Origin of the sequence: Halobacillus sp. Nhm2S1 (assembly GCF_019599545.1) — a bacterium.
Taxonomy (GTDB): domain Bacteria; phylum Bacillota; class Bacilli; order Bacillales; family Halobacillaceae; genus Halobacillus.
Genome location: NZ_JAIEZV010000003.1, coordinates 171,905 through 193,045 on the forward strand (window position 1 = coordinate 171,905; position 21,141 = coordinate 193,045).

Here is a 21,141-nt window from a genome sequence, read left to right on the forward strand (position 1 = left end):
TCAACTCCATTGATTTCTTATGTATTGCACGACCAGTTGGGGACGATCCCAGTGCAGCATGTGAGAAACTTCCGGCACCTCCACGACTTCCGCCCCAGTTTCTTTTTCAAAAATAGAAGCGGTTTTCTTCCTTTGCGTCTCCATACTCTCCGGTTGAGTGGCTCGTAATAAAAGCAAGTCCGAAGGCAGTCGGTGATAAAGGTCTGCAGTTTCATCTTTGTGTATCGCTCGTACCATCGCCGCCGCGGTTCGGCCTCTGGCATGCCAATAAAACCTGCCACCTTTTTTCAAAGCGAGGTCCTCTGCAGCGAGCTTCAATGAATCTGACCGTCGGGCACCCGGTGCGAAGACGGCGTGATCTAAAAACGCTTCCCAACTTTCCACCGATTCTTCGAAGTCTTCTTCATAAAAAGCCACTTCCTCTTCGACGGTTTGATTTCCCAAACGCTTCGTCTGATATCCACCATCCAGAAGGATGTTTCCTAACACATCGTTTGGATAAGCATCAACGTAGAATAAAGCGAGGAAACATCCCCATGAATGAGATAGAAAATAGAATTTTTCAAGGTTCAACTCATGGAGTACGTCCTTCAACCAGGTAACCATTGCTTTCATTTCATACTCTTCCCCTGTGTCAAAAGGGTCTGACTGCCCATGTCCAGGGACGTCTATAGAGATGACATGGTATTCGTTCTGCAAGGCTTCCGCAATCTCGATAAAGCTGAGACTCGTCGATCCTAGTCCATGTAAACAGAAAATGACGGGATGACTTTTTTCTCCCCATTCGGTAACACGGACTTTTTTGTCCCGTACTTTTATAAAATAACGTTCCATACGGTCCTCCTAAATGTTTTGCTCATGGGTTCCATACTTTTACTTTCTCTATAATAGCCTTCTACGATTTAATTGAAAGTCCATGGACTAATTCATTGTCTATGCCACTTTTTCAAAACGGCGGCTTCTTGATTCCTTGTCAATCCTGCACCTTTAACACCATCCACTCTTTGCTGGTCCCAGTGGTACGTGTCCAAGATGGTTTCTTTTAACGGAAGGAATTCCAACCCACACTGAATCGCTTTCGACACATACTGACTGAAATCTTTTTCTGTCGGAATCCAGACGGGAAGGTCTTTCCACGGCTGTAGGCCTTCATCTATCAAAAACTGTGCGGGTACCCATGTCAAAGTCACCTCTTTATTAAGCGTCGAGGCACACGTTTCCAGTAAATGTTGCATCGTCAGCTTGGTTTCAGGCCCGTTGGCATTGAAGACACCTGTTTGTTCAGTAGAAGACAGATGGACCATCCAATCTGCTAAATCTCTTACATCAATGAACTGAATCTGTTGATCCTTTCTACCAGGAGCAAGCACTTCCCCTCCCTCCGCAATCCTTGAAGGCCAGTATGTAAAACGATCAGTCGGATCATGAGGACCGACAATCAATCCCGGGCGGATGATGATTCCTTTATCTTTGATCCGGTTTTGGACTTCCTGCTCACAATGTGCTTTCAAAGGCCCATATAAGGCTGGTTCAAACGCTTCTGTTTGTTCCGCTCGTTCCAGTTCTTCCTGAGTCAATGTCATCGGTTCCACCGTCTCTTCCAAATTATGAACAGCGGTCAAATCCGGATAAACAGATATCGTGGAGATGAACACGTACTTCTTCGTGCAGGCGGCAAGGACATCCAGACTCTTCGATACGGTGGAAGGTTTATACCCGCACGTATCTATGACCGCATCCCATTTCTGCTCGCCCAGCTTTTCCAGGTCCTCTCGTTTTTCCCTGTCTCCGAAAATATTGGTCACCTCTTCAAATAAACCCGGATTGGTCTTCCCTCTATGAAATAACGTCACCTCATGACCCTCGTCCAAAGCTGATTCAACGATATGCCTTCCGAGAAATTTCGTCCCGCCAATGACAAGCAGCTTCATGTTCGATCCACTCCTTCCTTCTGTTTTTGCAGCATCTGATTTAAAAAGGGCTGGTCTTCAGGAAAAGAAAGGTGCAATTCAGTCAGCTCTTCTTTTGAAACCCAGCGAATCTCATGGATCAAATGATCTGGGTCCTGGATCTGCATAGCTCCGCCAATGACCCTGCAGAAAAAGTATTCGACATGGATATCCGTCTTCCCGATCCTTCCTGTTTTCGTTTGCAGCCTTTCACCCACACGGATGAAATACCCTGTTTCTTCAAACGTCTCCCTCTCGCAGCACTGTTCCAAACTTTCCCCTTCAAACACCCCTCCGGAAGGCACGGTCCAGGTTTTCTTTTCTTCCGGCTTACCCTGAAGGACCATCAAAAGATCGTTCTTATCATTGATACAGACAGCTGCCGCCCCTCGCCACTTATCCATCGGTCAACACACTATAGAGCAGGGAATCGCGACGCCCCTCTTTCATTTTCAAGTGCCCTCGCAAACGCCCTTCCATCTCCATGCCGCACTTCTCCAACACCCTGATCGAACCTTTGTTTTCAGGATGACAAGTCGCCTGGATCCGCTTTAGCTGGAAAGTTCGGAATCCGTCGCCAATCAACTTCTTCGCTACTTCTGTCCCCATGCCCCGGCCCCATTCGTCGGGATGTAGGATGTAAGCTATTTCGCCGACTTGATGATAGGTATCCAAAATCGTCAATTCCGCAACACCTACGAGCTCTTCATCCACCTCACGTAAAATGGCCCACGCATGTTTTTGGGGTTCGGGCTGCCTGATTTCATGGACCAAGTGCTGGACATAGTCCTGTGTATCCTTTTCAGAGTTCGGTCCCCACGGCTGATATTGGGAGACCTCCGGTTTTGATGCATAGGTATGGATCTTTTTCCAGTCTTCTTGTTTCAGCTCACGGAACAACAACATGCCATCTCTCCTCCCCTTTGACGTATTCAACGATTTTTCCATGATCTACTGTAAAATGGTGATGAACTTCTTGATTCTCATTCAATACTGTATGTAAATAATAAGGGATCATCGGACTAATCCCATGATTGTCTCCTGAAAGGATCCAGGACACTTTTTTCCAACTTAAAATGCCTTCATCGATTTCGACAGGCACAGGATAGAGGTCATCATCATGGACCGTCACGATAAACGCCTCCATTCCGCCTGATCTCTCCCCATCTATTGCCCAGGAAATGGTCCCTTTATATTCGAATAGATGTTCTTCAAGGAACAGATTTGTTTCTTCTGCCACTTCACGCTGCACACAGGAAAGGGGCGTCTCTCCATCCTCTATTTTTCCTCCTACACCGTTCCACATCCCCTGAACGGGAGGCGAGTTTCTATTCAACAGCAGCAATTCATCTTCACGCTTGATGAAACATATGGTATATCCGACTTCCAAACCTTCCCCTCCTCAACGATACGGCTTGAACCGGTCTTCCTCATAAAGCCCCGGTAAATAAGCTTCTAATAGATTTCCATCCAAATCTCTGAATTTGAAATGGCCTTTACTGCCACCCTCTAAGACCACGACACCACGATCCTGCAGGGCTGTTTTGCAATCTTCTACGTTGCCTGGAGAAATGCTGAATACAGGATGTGTTCCTTCCAGGTTGTCAGGAAGTTCTATATGCGGAGGCTTTTCAATTAGGCAAACAGGTACCCCCCCATCATGCTCCAGAACAACGGTCTTTCCGTGATCTTTCAAAACACGTAAACCAAGGATGTCCTCGTACCATTCCACAGCCTTTTTGATTTCTTTTACTCTCACATTGATTTGATAGACTCCTGTAAAAAAGCTCACGGTCTGCCCTTCCTCTCCACAATGACCCTTTTTAAATTTCCACGATCCCGTTCCTTTAACCTGTAAAGGATATGGGTATTCTTTTGGTTCATGATGAATCCTGACTCCAACCATAATAAATAAGACTCTTTCCCTAATGTAAAAGAAAACTCAGGATGCGGAAGGTCAACAGCCCCGGTTTCCTTGCCTGCACCCCAGATTCCCGCTTGAAATTTGCGAATATCTACTTTATCAGAGATGACGAATGCTTCGCCTTGTTTCTCTTCTTCAAAACTTTCCATCTCATGAATGGTCACTTCCCCAGGCATGCGTGCAGAAAGTGGGGAACATGAGGTTAGGAAAACAGCGAGAAACAGAAAAAATGATCTCACGACTTCCCTCCATTTGATAGGATTGATACTTTTTATCTTCTACATTTTGGCAATAAAATCCTTTATTCTATAAGAAAAAGCACAGTGCGACAAAGGACTGTGCTCTTCCTACTTATTTGACTGGAATCCATATTTCCGAGTAATAATCTTCACTGTTCGGGTTCCCATCGTGATAGACTTCAAGTTCTGGACCACCGGCATTTTCATAGCCGCTCGATGGAAACCATTCCGAATAGATCTTCTTCCACGTTTCCTGCATAGCATGCGGCATGGCACCACGAACACCGAAAACCGCCCACTTTGCTTTTGGAACATCTAAAGATTCCAGGCCCTCGACTTCTCCGCCTTCATGAGCGACCGCGATCCAATAATCGATATGGTTCGGTTTATCCTCATTCTTATCTTCACAGACACCAAGCAGACCTTTAACCGGACCATTGTTATGCTTCAACAACTTCAGGTCTGTGCCATCCCCATTCACTCTATCCCACATCTCAGGAATCCCTTTCACATTCTCCTCTTCTCCAACACAACAAAACTGCTCCTTCACACCGACAACTTGAAACGCATTTTTTTCTACCACTTCATACTCCATCGGATCAGCTCCTTTTAAATTCACCTGAATGACGAGGCGGTTGTATGCGGTCATTTTCCCTCGGTAACTACGCGCTTCTCGTGGTGAGATGCCATGCTGCTTCCGGAACGCCCGGGAAAAAGACTCGGGAGTTTCATAGCCATATGTGTAAGCGACATCGATGATTTTACACCCCCCTTTTCTCAATTCCTGCGCTGCGAGCGTCAATCTCCGCCTGCGCAAATATTCCACGACCGTCGTATCTGTAAGCAGGCTGAAAATGCGCTGGAAATGGAAGGGTGATGTATGAGCAGTCTGTGCGATTTCTTCCATAGAGATGTCTTCCAATAAGTGCTGCTCCATGAAGTCAATCGCTTTCTGCATCGACTGGATCCAAGTCATGGCGTCTCCTCCCTCCGTTTCATTCTATCCATACATTACCATGAAAACTTGACAGCGAGTGCTTCCTTGTGTCAGTTTTTTTCACCTAAGGTATTGGAAAAAAACGAAGATCAGGTTCATCTTCTTTATAAAGTTTAGTTGGATCCAGTGCGTTTTAAGTAAGTATTCTATAGTAGAATAAAAAGGAGTTTATTATAGAGGCGGTGTATTTTATGGATAAGTTCCCCGTTGTGAAACCATATTCTAATGAGCATCAAGCTCAAGTCGTGGATTTAATTCTTCAAATTCAACAGCAGGAATATAACATTCCGATCACAAAGGAAGAGCAGCCGGATTTGTTTGATATAGAAAATTTTTATCAAACGGGTCATGGAAACTTTTGGGTGGCTGTTTTTAACGATCAGGTTGTTGGTACCATTAGTCTATTAGATATAGGAAATAACCAAGTCGCATTAAGGAAAATGTTTGTAGATAAAGATTTCAGAGGAAAAAGATATAATACGGCACATCTATTATTGGACCGTGCCATCACATGGATGAAGGAGAACTCCATAAAATCAGTGTTTCTTGGAACGACTCCACAATTTCTAACGGCCCATCGATTTTACGAAAAGAATGGTTTTACGAGTATAAGTCCTGAGGAATTACCTGAGAATTTCCCTCTATTACAAGTTGACAAAAAGTTTTATCAGTATGCATTAAATTAATCCGAAATACAGTGACTCAAACATCAAAATAAGGATGCTTTTCCTCTCCTAACAGGGAACGCTCCGACTATCACAAGCAAGCCATGAAGCCTCACCATGTGCTTGGGATTGATGTAAAAATGTGGTTATCAAAGATGAAAATAAGGGTACTACACCTTATGTAAATCTACTTTAGGAGGGTGAAAGATGACTGCAAAGAAAGTGTTGATCGTCACCGGAGATGCTGTCGAGGCTTTAGAAGTGTACTATCCTTATTTCCGCTGCTTGGAAGAAGGTTTTGATGTCGATATTGCCGCACCTCACCAGAAGAAATTAAATACGGTTATCCACGATTTTGAAGACTGGGAAACGTACACCGAGAAAAAAGGATACATGATTGACTCAAACATGACTTTCGAACAAGTCGACCCGAATGATTATGATGCGCTGATCATTCCTGGAGGACGCGCTCCTGAACATATTCGCATGCACGATGATCTTCCGGGAATCGTCAGCCATTTCTTCATAGCCGAAAAACCGATTGCCGTCATGTGCCATGGCAGCCTTGTTTTGACGACAATCGCTGATGTTGTTGAAGGACGTAAGATGACCGCCTATCACGCATGTCGACCTGAAGTAGAGAGTATCGGTGCCGAATACATGGATGAAATGAGTTATGTCGATGACAACCTCATTTCCGGACACGCATGGCCAGACCTGCCTTCGATTATGAAAGAGTTCGTGAAGCAGGTTAAAGGATCAACCGTCAACTCATAAAACAACGCAAAGACCGTGTCTTCTCTAGCATGAGGAGGACACGGTCTTATTTTTTCCATTGTTGGATCATAGTCTTGATCGTCGGCTCATCACGCTGGTCAATCCGGTAAGCAGCGTAAAGAGCATTTTCTACAGATACTTCAGGAAAGAGAATCTGTACCTTCCCTTCTTTTACCGCTTCTTCAATCAAGTACAACGGCAGCACACTGATCCCCATCCCTTTTTCAATCGCCTTCAGAATCGACTGGAGGTTGGGAATGATATGTTTCGCTTTAATATCCGGCCGTTTGTTGAAATGTTCACGCCAATATCGCCGAATGATTGGAAGATCCAGTCCATAACTCAGCCAGGCCTGTTCGTGCAGCCAGGATTCGATGTCACTCCATTCTTCCTCCACCTTCATATTTTTCGGTGCCACGACAACGAATGTCTCCAGTTCCAATGGAGTGTATTCAATTCCTGTAACAGTCTGTTTCTGCGGTGTCATGATTAGATCAACTTCTTCGTTAATCAGCTGGTTCAAGAGCGTAGGCGCCGTACCAAAATGGACAAGGTAGCGGATATCCAGGGACCTGATTCTCTCCAGAACTCTCCCTGTAAAAAACTCTACCGGTGAACCCAGCTTGAGGAGCGGCATCTCGGACGGATGATTAGATGTCTGTTTAATTTCCTGTGTGGTGCTTTCCAGATTCTCAATGAGTGGCACGAGTTTCGTGTACAATTCCTTTCCTCGATCCGTCGGAACCATTTTTCTTGGTGCCCTAGTAAAGAGAGGTTCTCCGACTTCTGACTCCAGTGCGGCTAAATGCTGACTCATCGCCGGTTGGGTCATGAAGCGCGCTTTGGCAGCCGCGGACACGGAACCGTGCTTGTAAATACTGATGAAACTGCGATACCATTCAAAATCAATCATGGATTCAGATACCTCTTACACTTTTTGAAGTTTATGAACGGCCCGTGAGTCGGTCAAGTCAGCTGTCGCCTTTCGATAGGCTTGATAATGATCCGATTCGATGTGTGCCTTCAAGGCTGTTTCATCTTTCCACGTTTCATAAAAAACAAAGGTGCCTTCATCATCCAACGATCGATGAAGAGTATATTCCATACAACCCTCTTCTGATTGTGATGGTTCAACAGCTTTTTTCATTTCCTCAAAAAGCGCTTGTTCCTGACCTTGTTTTGCTTTAATTATTGCATTGATTGTAATCATTACTCTTCTCCTTTAGCACGAAAGAACCTGCAAGTTAAACTCACAGGCTCCCCGTATTCTTTTAACTTTCAAGCTTGTTGATGACTTCTTTTGCAACGCTGATCGTTGACTGAGGGTTCTGGCCTGTAATCAGGTGGCCGGATACTTGCACGTGGTCTGCCCAGTTATCTTCACCTACGAAGCCTGCACCCAACTCACGCAAACGTGTTTCCAACAAGAAAGGCATATACGCATCCAATGTCGTTGCACGCTCCTCTTCATCCGTGAACGCCGTAACCGTTTGGCCTTTTACGATCGGAGAACCATCGGATAGCGTCACACCGACAAGACCTGCCGGACCATGACAAACCGCCGCCACCACTTTGTCCGCTTCATAAAGATCACGGATGGTTTCATGCAGTTTCTTGTTATCCGGTAGATCGAACATCGTCCCATGACCACCAGGCAAGAAGATCGCATCAAACTTGGAAACGTCTTTCACGTCATCGATTTTCACGGTATCTTCCAAATACTTCGCCGTATCGAGAATTTCCTGGGGCGTTTCGCCACCTTCCAGGCTACGATCATCCACCGGTGCTTTTCCACCTTTCGGGCTTGCGACAGTAATATCATACCCTTTATTCGCAAATTCTACGTAAGCTTCCCCAAATTCAGAAAGCCAAAGACCCGTGTCCAACTCCTCATTCATTTTATCCGCCGTCGTAACGACCATCAGTATATGTTTACTCATTTTGTTCATTCCTCCTGAGAAAGTGAATTTGTTTACGAGTCTAATTGTAGAGCGGCTTCAGGTATAATACAAATTAGTAAATATAGGGTTATGTATAAATATATTTATACTTTACTTTCATAAAAAAGAGGAGGCCTCAACGGTCAGCCTCCTCTATCCTTTATACCAATTGACGCTCATAGACAAGCTCTTCCGTATTCAAATCAATCGCATCCACTTTCATATTCAACACTTCTTCGGTTTCATTGTTTTTCGAACCCCAAAGGCGGATAAAGTTATTAGAGTTCGTATCCACAAAATTGACCTGGACCGTTCTGACTTCCCCTTCTTCCACCTGCTGATCCTGGATCCAGCATTCTTTGAACTCCATGGTGGCCTGACTTAGTATGTAGTCTTCCATCATTTTTTTAAGTTCTGGGAAAGCGAGTCCGTCATTTTCTACACAGACACGGTTAAAGTCGCTGTAATCTGTGATGTGAAAGGTTTGTTTGGTTTCGTTGGGCATTGTGATTCCTCCTGAGTAGGTTTTATAAAAATCATTTTCCCTAATAGGAAAAGGCAGAAACCTACGATACGACTTCCCGTATCACTCAAGTTAAGAACATATCTCTTGAGAAAGAATAGGAAGGAATTCTTTGTAAGACACCCTGGTTAGGAGATCACTCATCCATTTCTAATTCGGTGGAACCGACTCTTTAACGAATAATCAAGTCCTTAATGGTTAAATCCAACAGGTCCATAACACCCTGAACTCCACGAGAATATTCCTCCCATGTTTCAGGTGGAAACCCACTTTCAAAATTCCCCTCTAATACGGAGACGGCAACATATATATTTTCCAATTCTCTGTTCAAATCCATGAGTTTTACAATGGTTTCTGGGAGAAGCTTACTAGAATCTATTTCTTCCAGAAAGTTAAGCTTTTCTGCCAGCCTGCTTATTCTCCATTTGAACATGTCGCGTTCGAGCTGATTCCACTCGTGTCCTTTTTCGATCATTTGATGATTGGTTTCCAAAGAAAATCGAATGTTTTTTAAATTTGATCTGATCAAAAGAAATTTCGGATAGAGCATGAGAAGCGCTTTATGTTCATTCACTTCATCTTCCTGTTGTTTATTATGTCTTTGGTAATTGAATGTGAGCAGAACACCTGCGAGAGTCATTAGTCCTCCAATGATTCCACCAATGTAACTCCCGTAGAAAGCGATCCAGGTTTCTTCATCACCGACAACTTTGAACCAACGGAACGTCATAAGTTGGTTGGTTAAAATAGGGAGAACCAAAATAATAACTCCAACTATTATCCATAATAATAATCTTACTTTGTTAGTATTCTTAAAAGTTATCACTTCCTTGTACCATATTCCAAGAAGTAATGAAGATCATAGGGTAAAACGGTCTACCTTAGAAAAATAGAAATAAAAGCCTGACCCACAAACTTAGTCAGAAAAAGATACTCCATCTCCACTAATTAGCGTATGTATCTAAATCATCCGCAGACCTCCCCCCTGCCCAAAGGTCTGGAGAAAAATTAAACACAAGTCACACAACCATTTGGAACCATCATGTCGAACAGGTTTGCAAAAAAAACCGCTATTCTATCTGAGACAAACGATAGAATAGCGGCTTGGCTTCATTTATGATGTTTTACGTTCTTTTTCCTCAACAGAGACAGGTACACTTCTTTCCGTAATCAGTCCTTGTTCCTTCGCCATCTGCTTCGCGACTTTCGGTGCCAGCCAGACAGGTGGAAGCAATAGAAGGGAAACTGGAACAGCGGTAACAACGATAAAGTTTTGCAGTGTTTGGATACTGCTTTCACCAATACCGAGTAGAGCTGCTGCGATCCCTCCAAACAACAGGGCCCAGAAGACGCGAAGGACACGCGGCGGATGGGTATCTCCTGTAATTGTAACAGCGACGGAATACGACATTGAATCGGCTGTGGTTGCGACGAAGATGATCGTAACAATTAAGAATCCAGCAGCCATGACCATGCCGAACGGTACTTGTTCCATAATCGCCATGACAGCGGCAGGCATGCCTGTTTCATTCAAGGCTGTAGAAACAGCACCCGGTGATTCCAGCTCGTAAAACAATCCAGATCCTCCGACAACGGCAAACCAGAAGTTACTTACGATCGGAGCGAGGATCGCTACGGCAAGAATCAGCTCTCGAATTGTACGACCTCTGGAAATACGGCTGATGAACATCGCCATCGCTGGGCCGAAACCGAGGAACCAGCCCCAGAAGAAGACGGTCCAATAACCGAGCCAGCCACTATCGCCTCTGTAAAGACTCATACGCAGAAAGTTCTGAAGTTGAAAAGCTTCTGCGGCGATGAATGAATCGATGATAAACATAGTGGGTCCTAGAATGAGCATGCCGATCATCAGAACAACAGCAAATCCTACGTTCAGACGACTGAGCAGTTGAATCCCTTTATCCACACCTGAAGCTGCAGAAATGGCAGCGATGGTCACAAGGAAAATGATCACGAGTGACTGAGTGAACAGGGTATCCGGGATATTGAATAAATAATTGAGAGCATAACCGACTTGTAAACCTAAGAAGCCGATCGGCCCAATGGTTCCTGCTGCTACAGCAATGACAGAAACAATATCCGCTGTAGCTCCGATAACACTTTTCTTATTGAAAATTTTCTCTCCTACCATCGGATACAAAATCGCCCGTGGTTTTAACGGATACCCTTTATGATAATGCGCATACATCAGTACAATTGTAGCTACTGTTCCTAAACAAGCCCATGCGGTAAAGCCCCAGTGGAAAAAGCTTTGGGCTAAACCAGGGACCACAGCCTGTGCACTTGTCATCCCCTCATCTGCAAAAAGCGGTGGTGTCGTTAAGAAATGATAGATTGGTTCTCCGGCTGCCCAAAAAACGCCCCCACTTGCTAGTAATGTACAAAGGATCATGGAAACCCAGCGGAACCAGCCGTTTTCCGGTGAATCTTTTTTTCCTAATTTCACTTTTCCATATTTCGATAGGGCAAGCGCCACGCCTACTACAAATGTCGCAAGCAGCAGCAGTTGCCAAAAGGCACCAAAGAATGTAACAGAAAAGTTGAACGAGCTTGAAATCCATTCTCCCATCAGATCTTTGTTTAAAAGAGACAATAGTAAAAATAAGACGAGAAAGCCTCCGCTGATCGTGAATGTGACCCAGTCAATTCTCGTTCTCCTATTCGTTTTTTCGTTCATTATTTTCCTCCTAGGTTTTCTAACCTGTGATAGTTAATATATTTTTATATCAATGACGAATATATAATGGCTTTGTTCTTTAGACGTTCAGAAAACGAATACTCCTCTTGTTTTGAGACCTTTTAACACATAGGGACTAATTATAGAGATGTTCGTACAACTCGTCAAATCGAAGGAGAGCAAGGATGGATAGGATTCGTAAGCATTTGAAAGCTGTGGGACTCTAGTTAACTGTGAGCATTAAATATATGAGCTGGCAGCCTTTTATAGTAAAAGAATGAAAAACACAAAAAAACAGACCATGTCTTAACATGAACTGTTTAGAAGTATGTATTCCATCCCACCAAAAAGGGAAGTAAAGATTGTTGCACTTCCATAAAAGCCTTATTTACTCTGAGCCATCCGCGGTATGACATTCAAATGAATCATTCATAGCCATAAAATCACTTTCAACTTCTGGAGTCCCGCCGATTTCATAACATTGATCACTGGCATTATTGATTTCTTTGATATTGAAATAAGACTGCGTCCCTACTAAAAAAAATCCCGATAATAATCGTTAACGTACATAATGTTAATACCATCCATTTTGTTCGATCGTTCAAAGCCCCCACTCCTCTCGATCATTAGCCATAGACCCAACATATCAACCTCTTTTACCATTATCATTCACTGGAATATTTTGGTTGTCACACAAAAAAGATGACCCCGGATCCCGGGTCACCTTTTTATCCGTCTCATTTAACAAGTTCATGGCTCACCTTCGTCTTCTTCGTTCCTTTTTTATATTTCACCCAACCGTCAATGATATTCCACACAGCGAAAATGATAAAGATCGCAGCGATCCTCCAAGTGAGGCCGCTTTCGACTTGCGCTGCATTCACCCCGAAAAGGTCTGCGATATAGTTGATGAACGCTGGTTGAAACAGCCTCTCATTTGTAATGATCCAAACGAAAATCCCTATGGATAGGAATTCCTGAACGGTATTGAACCATACGAGGCCTTTGGTCCATTCTTTTTTCAATAATTTATAAAGGCTCAAAGCGATTTCCAGGCCAATGACCAGGACGACTCCAGGCCAATAGCTGAGCAGGGTATCTTGATTCAGAGCCGGGGTGACGAAGGTGAGTCCTGCGCCTTGGTTTTCATAGATCCCCAGCAATTGGTCGGCGTGGAAGTAAACGGTGCCCCAGATCGCTGTCCATAGAAAAGCACCATACACTTCCCATTGGGAGATCGCACGTTTTTTAGGGACATGAGCGACTTTTTTCAAATCTTCTGCTCTCCACTTTTTACGTTGAGACCTTAGATCTTCGTCATCTATGCCGAGGTCCACACGTTCAATCAGGGCGAAAATAATCGTAATCCAGAAAAAGACTTGCACGCCGACAGAAATCACCCGCCAGACGCCTTCCCCGACAATGGCAAGAATCATCATGATCAAGCTGCCTTCATCGACAGATCCTATAATATTCTCAGCGACGAGCGTGATTAAAGAAATCGTAATCGCAATAGGCAGGATCATTTTGATAAGGGAAATATACGTATCATAATAGCGCGGCCCAATAAGATGCATGGGTTTTTCACTATATCCCTGCGCAAGTTTTACAGGATCGCCCAATTCCTGAAGGACACCTTTGACCTCCTCCTCTGTAGAATTCTCCGGGAGCATATCCTCGATGGTAGACCGGATTTCAAGTAGGATGTCTTCCCGGTTCTTTTCCGGAAGCCGGCGTTCGACCTCTTGTAAGTAGACATCAATCCATTTCATTGTTCTCCTCCTCCAATAAACGGAACAATTCATTCGTGGCTTGTTTCCATTCTTCCTTCAATGTTTGAAAAACACCTTCCCCATAATCACTCAAAACATAATACTTCCGAGGACGAGACTCTGAAGTATCCCAGCTGCTCGTGACCAGATCCTTTTTTTCCAACCTGCGGAGCAAAGGATACAACGTACTTTGTTCGATGGTGATGCCCGAATCTTCCAATCGTTTGACGAGGGAATAGCCATATTGTGGGGTACGCAGCTGACTTAAAACCGCTAATGTCAAATTCCCCCTCCGCTGTTCGGTCAGCAGTGAGTTCAGTAGTTGACTCAAAATATTCACTCCTCCATATACTGTACGACAAACACTATCTATACTTAGTGTATGTCATACAGTATTATATGTGCAACTGTATATATAAAATGCTGAATAAAATGGCTCACAAAAAAACACCTCTTTTGTAAGAGGTGTTTTGAATTATTTTTATTAGTCGAACAATACACTCACAGAATCTTCGCGTTGAACGCGCAGCAGGGCATCTGATAATAAAGGAGCGACAGAAAGAATCGTCATTTTATCAATCTGTTTTTCTTCTGGCTGGAAGATGGAATTGGTAATGACCAATTCTTTGATCGGTGACTGCTCAATTTTGATGACGGCCGGATCGGATAAGACCGCATGTGTTCCGCAGGCATAAATGTCATTGACTCCATTTTCGTGGAGGATATCGGCTGCCACGGTTACGGTGTCCGCTGTATCCATCATATCGTCAACGATAAGGACATTTTTGCCTTCCACATCTCCAACGACATCACGGATTTCTGGTTCACCAGGCTCTGCTTTCCGCTTATCGATGAATGCAAGCGGGGCATCAAGGATGTTGGCCATTTTCCTTACCCGGTTCAAGCCGCTTGTATTAGGTGCGACAACGACAAGGTCTTCAATGTTTTTCGTATTGAAGTATTCCCCAAGAATCGGAATTCCCTGCAGCTGATCGACCGGAATATTAAAAAAGCCTTGAATCTGCGGTGCGTGTAAGTCCAGAGAGATGACTCTGTCCGCGCCTGCTTTTTCCAGAAGGTTGGCAATCAGCTTGGCTGTGATCGGTTCACGAGACCGTGCTTTCCGATCCTGACGGGCATATCCGTAATAAGGAATGACGACATTGATGGTTTTGGCAGAAGCCCGCTTCAAGGCATCGACCATGATCAACATTTCCATCACATGCTCATTGACAGGCTGGGATGTAGATTGGATCAAATAGATATCGTCCCCACGGACACTTTCTTCGATGTTGATTTGGACTTCTCCATCGCTGAAACGGACGACTTTGCTTTTCCCTATAGGGACCTCCAGGATCTCTGACATTTCCTGAGCCAATGGTTCATTGGAGTTTAATGTAAAAAGCTTCATCTGTGATTGTGTATCCATATGTATCGCTCCTGTTTTGTAAAGGTTTCGTTAAGAAAAACTTATCACTAGAGGGGCTTTGTTGCAAGTTCGAAACCTCGTTTGGTAAGAGTTACCCATTTTTATAGTTCGGGTCCAATTGGTCGGTAATCAGCATATGACCTGGTGCATGGGTAATCATAATGGATGGTTTCGCTTGGAGTGCAGCATTTTGTGGTGTAACTCCACATGCCCAAAACACGGGAGTGGCTTCTGCAGGGTCAAAATCGACCGCTTCCCCATAATCCGGGTTGTGCAGATCGGTGATGCCGATCTCTTCAGGTGACCCGATATGGACAGGGCTTCCGTGAGACTGCTCAAACCGCTCGGAAATAGTGAGCGCTTGATCAATTAGATGATTCGGGATCGCTCGCATACTGACGACCATATTCCCTTGGAAGATACCGGCCGGATATAAAGGAATAGTGGTATCGAACATCGGGACGACTTTTTCCTGTTCTTGATGAAATAAAGGAATGCCGCCATCAAGGAGCGCCTTTTCAAAAGTGAAACTGCACCCGATCAGAAAAGTGACAAAATCCTCCCTCCACACGTCTGAGATATTCAAGACCTCTTCAGAAAATTTTCCATCCCGGTAAATCCGATAACGCGGCAAGTCTGTCCGGATATCTGCATCCGCCACTTGGGGTGCTGTCTGCCCTGCTTCCATCACTTCCACCAGGGGACACGGTTTCGGGTTCCTCATGCAGAACAATAGGAAGTCGAAGGCATATTCTTTCGGAAGAGTCACCATATTGGTTTGAATATATCCTTCACAGAAGCCGGATGTTGTACCGGAGTTTTCTTCTTTTCGTATCGCCGTTCTTACTTTATAGGGTTCCATTATGATCTAGTCTCCTTTTCTATCTAACCTTGTCTATTCTTGCAGCATCTTAAGTTCTATTATACATGACCCTCCCGTTAGAGTTTCCAAACGTTCATTACCAAAAGGTTAACAACAAAAATCATAAGGATGAAGAGGTAAACAAGCTTTACACAGCCAAGCCGGCTCAAGATTCGGATCCTGCCAATGCCAGGCAGCAAGTGCGGCAGCGCAGGCATCGATGGTGTGGGATTCCTCGGCCATTTCTTCCGGAATACCAATTAATTGTTGTGTTACGAACCAACTCCATATCCTTTTCCGGGTAGGGCGGTCCTGCTTGTAGTGAAGAACATCATCGATCCTTTCCATCCTTGCACCAAGGGCAGCTCCCGGATGAACTTCTACGATATGAACCTCGTGTTTGGTTGCAAGGCGTTCGATTTCCCTTGTCAAACGTATCCCTCTCAATGATAAGTACACCATGCGCATCATCGTTGGCGGCATGATGGATGCTCCCTTCATGCCGAGCTTCGTTACGAAAGCTCTCAAAGACCGGTCGCTTTCCCGATCCCCTCCCCCGTCTTCATAGGATAAAGGAGCGTCCATGCCGATGGTGACGGAATCGTTATTCGCTAGAAATTCTATGTAAGTCATTAACCCATGGTCATTCATCGGCGTCTCATATTTTTTGAAATGGAGCTCGTCTCTCTGCTTTTGAAAATGAACGAGTACGGTGTCCTTAGTGTTGCTGGGTCCGGATAAATCAATTCCTATGTATTGCATCTGCTTATCTCCTTTAACGGTAGCTGATCGATCAGCCCATCTGATATCAGCAGAATGAATATCGGAGCTTATGATTATCACTATCATCTCCAGGGTCATATCAGTATTTCTAGCTATATATCAGTATCTCTAGCTGTAGATCAGCATTTAAGCCATTATATCAGTATTTAAGAAAGCAATCCGCTACAATGAAAACTCATTCAGAAAAAACAGGTATCTATAATAATAGATACCTGTTTAACCTGCAGGATTCACATCATCTTCATGAACGGCATAGACGACCAACCGTTCATCATGTGTTCCTGCTTCTTTATTGAATTCCCCTGTGCAAGTGATGAGGTTCAGCTGTCTTCGGTAAGAAAACCCAAAAATCTTGTTCAGTGGAGCGTTTTTCCGATCATAGGCCTCTGATTTTTGTACGATAAAGGTTTGTTCTGTTCCTTCTTCATCAGTGACGATGATCTCATCACCTTCTTGCAAATCTTCCAGATTGTAAAATACCGCAGGACCCGTGCGGCTGTCTACGTGGCCGGCAAGGACGGCACTTCCTTTCGCTCCTGGCTGATAGCCATCTTTGTACCACCCCACACCATCCACACTCTCCGGCTCTCCCATCTGCCCATTCGTATAACGGCCTACCTTTTCGATATTCGCTTCAACATTAATGGCAGGTATGATCACTGTCTTCGGTGTAATGGCTGTTTTATCGGTTGTTTCAGCTGTAGAGGATGCATTTATTTTCTGCGAATCATACGTTTCTCTTAAACTTTCCTTTTCTTGTGTCTGCTCTGAAGCATTTGCTTCCTTTTGTTCAGCGTCCATACTTGCTTCAGACTCTTGAGCACTGGAACATGCAAACAAGAAACAGAGCAACAACAGTGACATCCACTTGTACATCTCCATTCACCTTTCCTCTATAATGAACTACCCCTGGAAATATCTGTATGACCAGGGGTAGGAATATTTGGTAATTACCTCTTAGGCATTGTTTTTGCTTTTGCGTATTCCGATCGCTGTGGCGAATAAGACGGCGGCCATACTTGCGAACGCAATCATCCAAGCATTCATTCCATCATCAGCTGTTCCACCAAGACCGGTTTTAGGCATTTCAGAAGGCATGTTGGAAGCGAACATTTCAGGGTTTTGCGCTACGATGGCACCTGATAGTCCTTCACCTACTCCATACATATGAGCATAGGCTTCACGAAGCTGGTCGTAGGCTGCATCAAAATCACCTTCTACATAGCTGTCGAAAGACCCAGTCAATTGGTTGACATGCATTTGAAGACCTTCTGCTGTCGCTTCTGCTTCTAGTCCACCTTCTGTCGCCGTATCAAGGAACTGGGAGAAATCTGCTCGGTAGCCGTCCAAAGCGGTCAGGGCCTGTTCTTTTGCTTCTTCGTCTCCTGCACCTGTCGCTTCTACATAATCGACGAAGTACCCGATGTGTTCAGACCACATTTCCTCAAACTGCTGTCCCGCTTCTTCTCCATAGACAGAGGTGATGGCTGCAGAAAGATCTTCGGTGTTATTGCTGAGCGCAGCTGCGGCATTTTCAAAGTCTTCCGCACCATCTCCGCCTTTCTGCATGGCAAGAACGGCAAGAGCTGCGTGTTCAGATAGCAAATGGTTCAAGTCTGCACGAAGGTCAGCGGCTGGTGTCGCCGGGTTCGTGTTTTCGAATTTATCCGGGAATTGGTCGGTGATGGCTGTGGATAGACCTTTTCCTACTCCGTACATGTGATCGATACTTGTACGAAGTTTTTGATAGGCTTCATCAAAGTCCCCTTCTTCATAATTGTCAAAAGCACCGACAAGCTGATTCACGTGCATTTGAAGGCCTTCAGCCAACGCGGATGCTTCTAAACGCTCATCAGTTGCTGTCTCCAAGAACATGGAGAAATCTTCACGATAGTTGTCCAAATTGCTTAACGCTTCTTCACGTCCAGCTTCATCTTCTTCCGCTGTCGCTTTTACGTAATCAACAAAGTATCCGATATGTTCCGACCACATGGATTCGAATTGCTGTCCTGCTTCATCTCCATAAACGGAAGCAATCGCTGCGGTCAGATCTTGTGTATTACCTTCAAGGGCAGCCGCTGCTGCATCAAAATCCTCAGCTCCCTCTATTCCTTTCTGCATGGTCACTACGGCAAGGTAGGCGTGCTCGGAAAGGGACTGATCAAGGGTTGCGCGTAAATCAGCAGCCGGCGTTGATACCGTTACATCTGACATTTTTTGATTGTGATCTCCATGATCATCTGCAAACGTAACCGTGGCTGTCGGCAACATAAGTGCTGCGGACATCGGCAAAGCGATCAAAGACTTTTTCCAATTGATTTGTTTTTTCATTTCCAACCACTCCTCTTAATTTTGATTTCACTAAGCTAACGAGAGGAGATTCATTTTGGATCACAAAAAAACAAAAAAAGTTTTTAAAAAGGCTACAACCCTTGTTATATCAACAAATATTTCTTCATAAAAAAAGAAAACCACCATTTTCCTGTGGCTTTCCATAGGCGCTTTCAAAAGCTGCATCACTTATTTTCTACGGAAGAATTCGATCGAAGAGAAGTTAGTCTCTGATCCAACTCTTTAATTGTACTCACCTTGAGCACTTTATCTTGAACTTCCTCAAAAGCTTGAAAAAAGTGTGGTTTCCCGTTTTCTTCAAAATACTTATTCCACTTGAACATCTTAAGGAAGATTCGGAAGGTAGGTGTATAATGAGCGTTCTCCAAACGTAACTTTTGTAAAATGAACCGCTTGATAATCCGGTAAGTCCGGACATTGTAGTTCGTATCGAGGAAAATGATGACATCCGCATGACGGAAACTTTCTTCCACCCACCACTCATTGTGGACACCTTCCATGATCCATCCTTCCATCCCGACAATACCCTTCAAGTACTCGGACCTCTCCTCTTCTGTTCTTCGAATATCGCCCGACTGGTGCCTTTTCCAAACGACATTATCCAGCTCATGATAAGGAAGGTTCAATTCTCCAGATAGCTTTCTTGCCAATGTCGTCTTCCCACTCGCAACCGAACCGATGATATGTATTTTCTTTATGTCTCCCACCAAACTCCCCCTTTTCCCATTACACGATAAACTTTGTGAACCAGGCAATGTATTTTGCACCCGGGATGAAAACGAGCTGCGCCAAAAGCGTTCCGAACAGTCTGGATGTGATCATCATAAGCGATACATTTTTCAGTTTGCTATAATCTCCCTTTTTATTAATAACATCATCGGCCATGACGGAGATTTTAGGATCAACGAAAATGACTAATAGAATAGTGGCGATTCCGTTAATCAAACCAGAAGCCATGATGGCTGTAGAGGCTCTTTCTGGAACCAGCAGGGCCGCGTACAATGCTGACAAAACACCCACGGTATAAATCGATGTCACAATCATATTGATGAAAAACAACCGCTTCGGGATATGGTCCAATGAAAAACCCTTCAGGTACTTTCTGTTGGGAAGGTGGATTTGGTGCAACCCTCTTTTTATGTATTCGATGGAAAAAAGCATCCGAAACAAGGAAGGGATCGATCCCCCTTTTTCTGATAAACGAATGATTGACCGTGAAAACAAGGCCACAAAGGTCGGAAGTAGAATCATCCCGAGAATCGTCCCCACCGTGGAGGCTCCCAAAATGACCCTGTATTGACTTTCTACAAAGGAGAGAGGATCTGCCGCGGGAGCGGTGTCAATCAAACTCCCCGTAAACGGCTGCTGCATCATATTGGCCATTCTTGAGACGATGACCATCAAATTGAATAGAGATAATGCGGAAGCGATTAAACCTACTCTAGCTCCGGACAGTCTTACCGCATAGGCCAGTGTTTCAATGGTATGAATGACCAGAATAAACAAAGCGATATAGAGGACTTTCTCTGTTATGAATTCCATACAACGACTCCCTATCCTTACGCATGAGAGTCTTCCCTAAGAGGAAGACGTGAATTGAGATTTCCAATCCGGCTTCACTAGTATAATGACACTCTTCTCCTGCACTTCCTTGTGCTGTGCTTCTTAATGCTCTGCACCCTGATATTTAACAGGTATCCATACTTCCTCCACAGCTTCAGGGTCAGCTGGACGATAATCTTCCGTAAATCGTTCAAAGTGCTCCCGATCATCCAAGACGTACGATGAAGAGGGCAGCCACTCTTTGAATATGTATTGCAGGGTATGGTTGAATTCACTGGCGGGCCCCTCATGCAGAAAGACCGCATAAAGACCACCACTCAAAAGGTGGGTTTCCATCGCCGGCCGTTCTTCAGGGTCTATTCGATCAACCTCCACAGCCGCCCATTTAACAAAAGTTGTGGAAGAACTAAAACTATTAGGGCCAAACCCCTGATCGAAAACCTTAAGATTGTAGAGCATTTCATCAGTTCGATGGGAAATCGACTGACGGTGCGGCATAAAACTTTTCCAAAGTTCTTGAGTGGAGTCTTCTTCTAACGACATCCGCTTCGATTTTCCGATCAACTTCTTTTCCTCTAGTGCTATAATTTTCGGATCCATTTTTTTCACCTCCAATAGTGACAACATGATTAACTCCATGAAAGATATAGACAATGTTCCTTAGGAAA

Annotated in this window: 26 protein-coding genes; 2 read left to right on the top strand and 24 right to left on the bottom strand. The window is 44.4% G+C overall.

Features of this window, described 5'->3' with window-relative positions:
• The 8 genes from K2225_RS12625 to K2225_RS12660 all read right to left on the bottom strand — a co-directional run bounded on the left by K2225_RS12625 (position 1) and on the right by K2225_RS12660 (position 5,088).
• Positions 1-834 (bottom strand): alpha/beta fold hydrolase, encoded by an 834-nt coding sequence (locus K2225_RS12625; RefSeq protein WP_220585093.1) that lies wholly within the window; start codon positions 832-834, stop codon positions 1-3.
• Positions 835-926: 92 nt separating this feature from the next.
• On the bottom strand, positions 927-1,931 hold the full coding sequence (locus K2225_RS12630; protein ID WP_220585094.1) for an SDR family oxidoreductase: 1,005 nt from the start codon (positions 1,929-1,931) through the stop codon (positions 927-929).
• Positions 1,928-2,353, bottom strand: coding sequence for an NUDIX hydrolase (locus K2225_RS12635; RefSeq protein WP_220585095.1), 426 nt, complete (start codon positions 2,351-2,353; stop codon positions 1,928-1,930). Before K2225_RS12635 ends, K2225_RS12630 begins: the two co-directional genes overlap by 4 nt.
• Complete coding sequence (locus K2225_RS12640) at positions 2,346-2,855, bottom strand: GNAT family N-acetyltransferase (RefSeq protein ID WP_220585096.1); 510 nt, start codon at positions 2,853-2,855, stop codon at positions 2,346-2,348. The genes K2225_RS12635 and K2225_RS12640 overlap by 8 nt, the downstream gene beginning before the upstream one ends.
• The gene (locus K2225_RS12645) at positions 2,839-3,339 is read right to left on the bottom strand and encodes an NUDIX hydrolase (RefSeq protein ID WP_220585097.1); all 501 of its coding nucleotides are present in this window, start codon (positions 3,337-3,339) and stop codon (positions 2,839-2,841) included. Before K2225_RS12645 ends, K2225_RS12640 begins: the two co-directional genes overlap by 17 nt.
• Positions 3,340-3,351: 12 nt before the next feature.
• Complete coding sequence (locus tag K2225_RS12650; protein WP_220585098.1) at positions 3,352-3,741, bottom strand: VOC family protein; 390 nt, start codon at positions 3,739-3,741, stop codon at positions 3,352-3,354.
• Positions 3,738-4,112, bottom strand: coding sequence for a YhfM domain-containing protein (locus K2225_RS12655; RefSeq protein ID WP_220585099.1), 375 nt, complete (start codon positions 4,110-4,112; stop codon positions 3,738-3,740). Before K2225_RS12655 ends, K2225_RS12650 begins: the two co-directional genes overlap by 4 nt.
• 112 nt (positions 4,113-4,224) lie before the next feature.
• The gene (locus K2225_RS12660) at positions 4,225-5,088 is read right to left on the bottom strand and encodes an AraC family transcriptional regulator (protein ID WP_220585100.1); all 864 of its coding nucleotides are present in this window, start codon (positions 5,086-5,088) and stop codon (positions 4,225-4,227) included.
• A gap of 212 nt (positions 5,089-5,300) precedes the next feature.
• Between K2225_RS12660 and K2225_RS12665 the strand changes: the two genes are divergently transcribed.
• Together K2225_RS12665 and K2225_RS12670 are read left to right on the top strand one after the other, a co-directional pair.
• Positions 5,301-5,795 carry a GNAT family N-acetyltransferase gene (locus K2225_RS12665; protein WP_220585101.1) on the top strand — a complete coding sequence of 165 codons (495 nt, stop codon included), beginning with the start codon at positions 5,301-5,303 and terminating at the stop codon, positions 5,793-5,795.
• A 186-nt stretch (positions 5,796-5,981) separates the two neighbouring features.
• On the top strand, positions 5,982-6,551 hold the full coding sequence (locus tag K2225_RS12670; RefSeq protein ID WP_220585102.1) for a DJ-1/PfpI family protein: 570 nt from the start codon (positions 5,982-5,984) through the stop codon (positions 6,549-6,551).
• 46 nt (positions 6,552-6,597) lie between these two features.
• Here the strand turns inward: K2225_RS12670 and K2225_RS12675 are convergent, their stop codons facing one another.
• The 16 genes from K2225_RS12675 to K2225_RS12750 form a co-directional block, all read right to left on the bottom strand.
• Positions 6,598-7,464 carry a LysR family transcriptional regulator gene (locus tag K2225_RS12675; RefSeq protein ID WP_220585103.1) on the bottom strand — a complete coding sequence of 289 codons (867 nt, stop codon included), beginning with the start codon at positions 7,462-7,464 and terminating at the stop codon, positions 6,598-6,600.
• A 15-nt stretch (positions 7,465-7,479) separates the two neighbouring features.
• Positions 7,480-7,761: a putative quinol monooxygenase gene (locus tag K2225_RS12680; RefSeq protein ID WP_220585104.1), complete on the bottom strand. Its 282-nt coding sequence runs from the start codon at positions 7,759-7,761 to the stop codon at positions 7,480-7,482.
• Positions 7,762-7,822: 61 nt separating this feature from the next.
• The gene (locus tag K2225_RS12685; RefSeq protein ID WP_220585105.1) at positions 7,823-8,491 is read right to left on the bottom strand and encodes a type 1 glutamine amidotransferase domain-containing protein; all 669 of its coding nucleotides are present in this window, start codon (positions 8,489-8,491) and stop codon (positions 7,823-7,825) included.
• A gap of 160 nt (positions 8,492-8,651) precedes the next feature.
• The gene (locus K2225_RS12690) at positions 8,652-8,996 is read right to left on the bottom strand and encodes a hypothetical protein (protein ID WP_220585106.1); all 345 of its coding nucleotides are present in this window, start codon (positions 8,994-8,996) and stop codon (positions 8,652-8,654) included.
• Between the two features lie 190 nt (positions 8,997-9,186).
• Positions 9,187-9,774: a hypothetical protein gene (locus K2225_RS12695; RefSeq protein WP_220585107.1), complete on the bottom strand. Its 588-nt coding sequence runs from the start codon at positions 9,772-9,774 to the stop codon at positions 9,187-9,189.
• 354 nt (positions 9,775-10,128) lie between these two features.
• Complete coding sequence (locus K2225_RS12700; RefSeq protein ID WP_220585108.1) at positions 10,129-11,712, bottom strand: BCCT family transporter; 1,584 nt, start codon at positions 11,710-11,712, stop codon at positions 10,129-10,131.
• Positions 11,713-12,449: 737 nt separating this feature from the next.
• Positions 12,450-13,484, bottom strand: coding sequence for an HAAS signaling domain-containing protein (locus K2225_RS12705; protein WP_220585109.1), 1,035 nt, complete (start codon positions 13,482-13,484; stop codon positions 12,450-12,452).
• The gene (locus K2225_RS12710) at positions 13,471-13,815 is read right to left on the bottom strand and encodes a PadR family transcriptional regulator (RefSeq protein WP_220585110.1); all 345 of its coding nucleotides are present in this window, start codon (positions 13,813-13,815) and stop codon (positions 13,471-13,473) included. Before K2225_RS12710 ends, K2225_RS12705 begins: the two co-directional genes overlap by 14 nt.
• Positions 13,816-13,968: 153 nt before the next feature.
• Entirely contained in the window at positions 13,969-14,913 is a 945-nt protein-coding gene (locus K2225_RS12715; protein WP_220585111.1) for a ribose-phosphate diphosphokinase, read from the bottom strand.
• 91 nt (positions 14,914-15,004) lie between these two features.
• Positions 15,005-15,775, bottom strand: a complete 771-nt coding sequence (locus K2225_RS12720; protein WP_220585112.1) for a putative hydro-lyase — start codon at positions 15,773-15,775, stop codon at positions 15,005-15,007.
• A gap of 108 nt (positions 15,776-15,883) precedes the next feature.
• Entirely contained in the window at positions 15,884-16,537 is a 654-nt protein-coding gene (locus K2225_RS12725; RefSeq protein ID WP_220585113.1) for a DUF429 domain-containing protein, read from the bottom strand.
• 237 nt (positions 16,538-16,774) lie between these two features.
• On the bottom strand, positions 16,775-17,434 hold the full coding sequence (locus tag K2225_RS12730) for a class F sortase (RefSeq protein ID WP_220585114.1): 660 nt from the start codon (positions 17,432-17,434) through the stop codon (positions 16,775-16,777).
• A gap of 81 nt (positions 17,435-17,515) precedes the next feature.
• A complete protein-coding gene (locus K2225_RS12735; protein WP_220585551.1) occupies positions 17,516-18,877 on the bottom strand; it encodes a copper amine oxidase in 1,362 nt (453 codons plus the stop codon).
• 197 nt (positions 18,878-19,074) lie between these two features.
• The gene (locus K2225_RS12740) at positions 19,075-19,617 is read right to left on the bottom strand and encodes a P-loop NTPase family protein (RefSeq protein ID WP_370632756.1); all 543 of its coding nucleotides are present in this window, start codon (positions 19,615-19,617) and stop codon (positions 19,075-19,077) included.
• Between the two features lie 19 nt (positions 19,618-19,636).
• Positions 19,637-20,452 carry a lipid II flippase Amj family protein gene (locus K2225_RS12745; RefSeq protein WP_220585116.1) on the bottom strand — a complete coding sequence of 272 codons (816 nt, stop codon included), beginning with the start codon at positions 20,450-20,452 and terminating at the stop codon, positions 19,637-19,639.
• Between the two features lie 123 nt (positions 20,453-20,575).
• Positions 20,576-21,073 (bottom strand): GyrI-like domain-containing protein, encoded by a 498-nt coding sequence (locus K2225_RS12750; RefSeq protein ID WP_220585117.1) that lies wholly within the window; start codon positions 21,071-21,073, stop codon positions 20,576-20,578.
• Positions 21,074-21,141: the final 68 nt, after the last annotated feature.

Excerpts from the sequence above, each read along its gene's own strand:
- K2225_RS12665 (WP_220585101.1), top strand. The coding sequence starts at position 5,301 with ATGGATAAGTTCCCCGTTGTGAAACCATATTCTAATGAGCATCAAGCT.
- K2225_RS12660 (WP_220585100.1), bottom strand. The coding sequence starts at position 5,088 with ATGACTTGGATCCAGTCGATGCAGAAAGCGATTGACTTCATGGAGCAG.
- K2225_RS12625 (WP_220585093.1), bottom strand. The coding sequence starts at position 834 with ATGGAACGTTATTTTATAAAAGTACGGGACAAAAAAGTCCGTGTTACC.
- K2225_RS12725 (WP_220585113.1), bottom strand. The coding sequence starts at position 16,537 with ATGCAATACATAGGAATTGATTTATCCGGACCCAGCAACACTAAGGAC.
- K2225_RS12730 (WP_220585114.1), bottom strand. The coding sequence starts at position 17,434 with ATGTACAAGTGGATGTCACTGTTGTTGCTCTGTTTCTTGTTTGCATGT.
- K2225_RS12745 (WP_220585116.1), bottom strand. The coding sequence starts at position 20,452 with ATGGAATTCATAACAGAGAAAGTCCTCTATATCGCTTTGTTTATTCTG.
- K2225_RS12750 (WP_220585117.1), bottom strand. The coding sequence starts at position 21,073 with ATGGATCCGAAAATTATAGCACTAGAGGAAAAGAAGTTGATCGGAAAA.
- K2225_RS12680 (WP_220585104.1), bottom strand. The coding sequence starts at position 7,761 with ATGATTACAATCAATGCAATAATTAAAGCAAAACAAGGTCAGGAACAA.
- K2225_RS12640 (WP_220585096.1), bottom strand. The coding sequence starts at position 2,855 with ATGTTGTTGTTCCGTGAGCTGAAACAAGAAGACTGGAAAAAGATCCAT.
- K2225_RS12675 (WP_220585103.1), bottom strand. The coding sequence starts at position 7,464 with ATGATTGATTTTGAATGGTATCGCAGTTTCATCAGTATTTACAAGCAC.
- K2225_RS12630 (WP_220585094.1), bottom strand. The coding sequence starts at position 1,931 with ATGAAGCTGCTTGTCATTGGCGGGACGAAATTTCTCGGAAGGCATATC.
- K2225_RS12715 (WP_220585111.1), bottom strand. The coding sequence starts at position 14,913 with ATGGATACACAATCACAGATGAAGCTTTTTACATTAAACTCCAATGAA.
- K2225_RS12705 (WP_220585109.1), bottom strand. The coding sequence starts at position 13,484 with ATGAAATGGATTGATGTCTACTTACAAGAGGTCGAACGCCGGCTTCCG.
- K2225_RS12670 (WP_220585102.1), top strand. The coding sequence starts at position 5,982 with ATGACTGCAAAGAAAGTGTTGATCGTCACCGGAGATGCTGTCGAGGCT.
- K2225_RS12700 (WP_220585108.1), bottom strand. The coding sequence starts at position 11,712 with ATGAACGAAAAAACGAATAGGAGAACGAGAATTGACTGGGTCACATTC.
- K2225_RS12635 (WP_220585095.1), bottom strand. The coding sequence starts at position 2,353 with ATGGATAAGTGGCGAGGGGCGGCAGCTGTCTGTATCAATGATAAGAAC.
- K2225_RS12690 (WP_220585106.1), bottom strand. The coding sequence starts at position 8,996 with ATGCCCAACGAAACCAAACAAACCTTTCACATCACAGATTACAGCGAC.
- K2225_RS12720 (WP_220585112.1), bottom strand. The coding sequence starts at position 15,775 with ATGGAACCCTATAAAGTAAGAACGGCGATACGAAAAGAAGAAAACTCC.
- K2225_RS12685 (WP_220585105.1), bottom strand. The coding sequence starts at position 8,491 with ATGAGTAAACATATACTGATGGTCGTTACGACGGCGGATAAAATGAAT.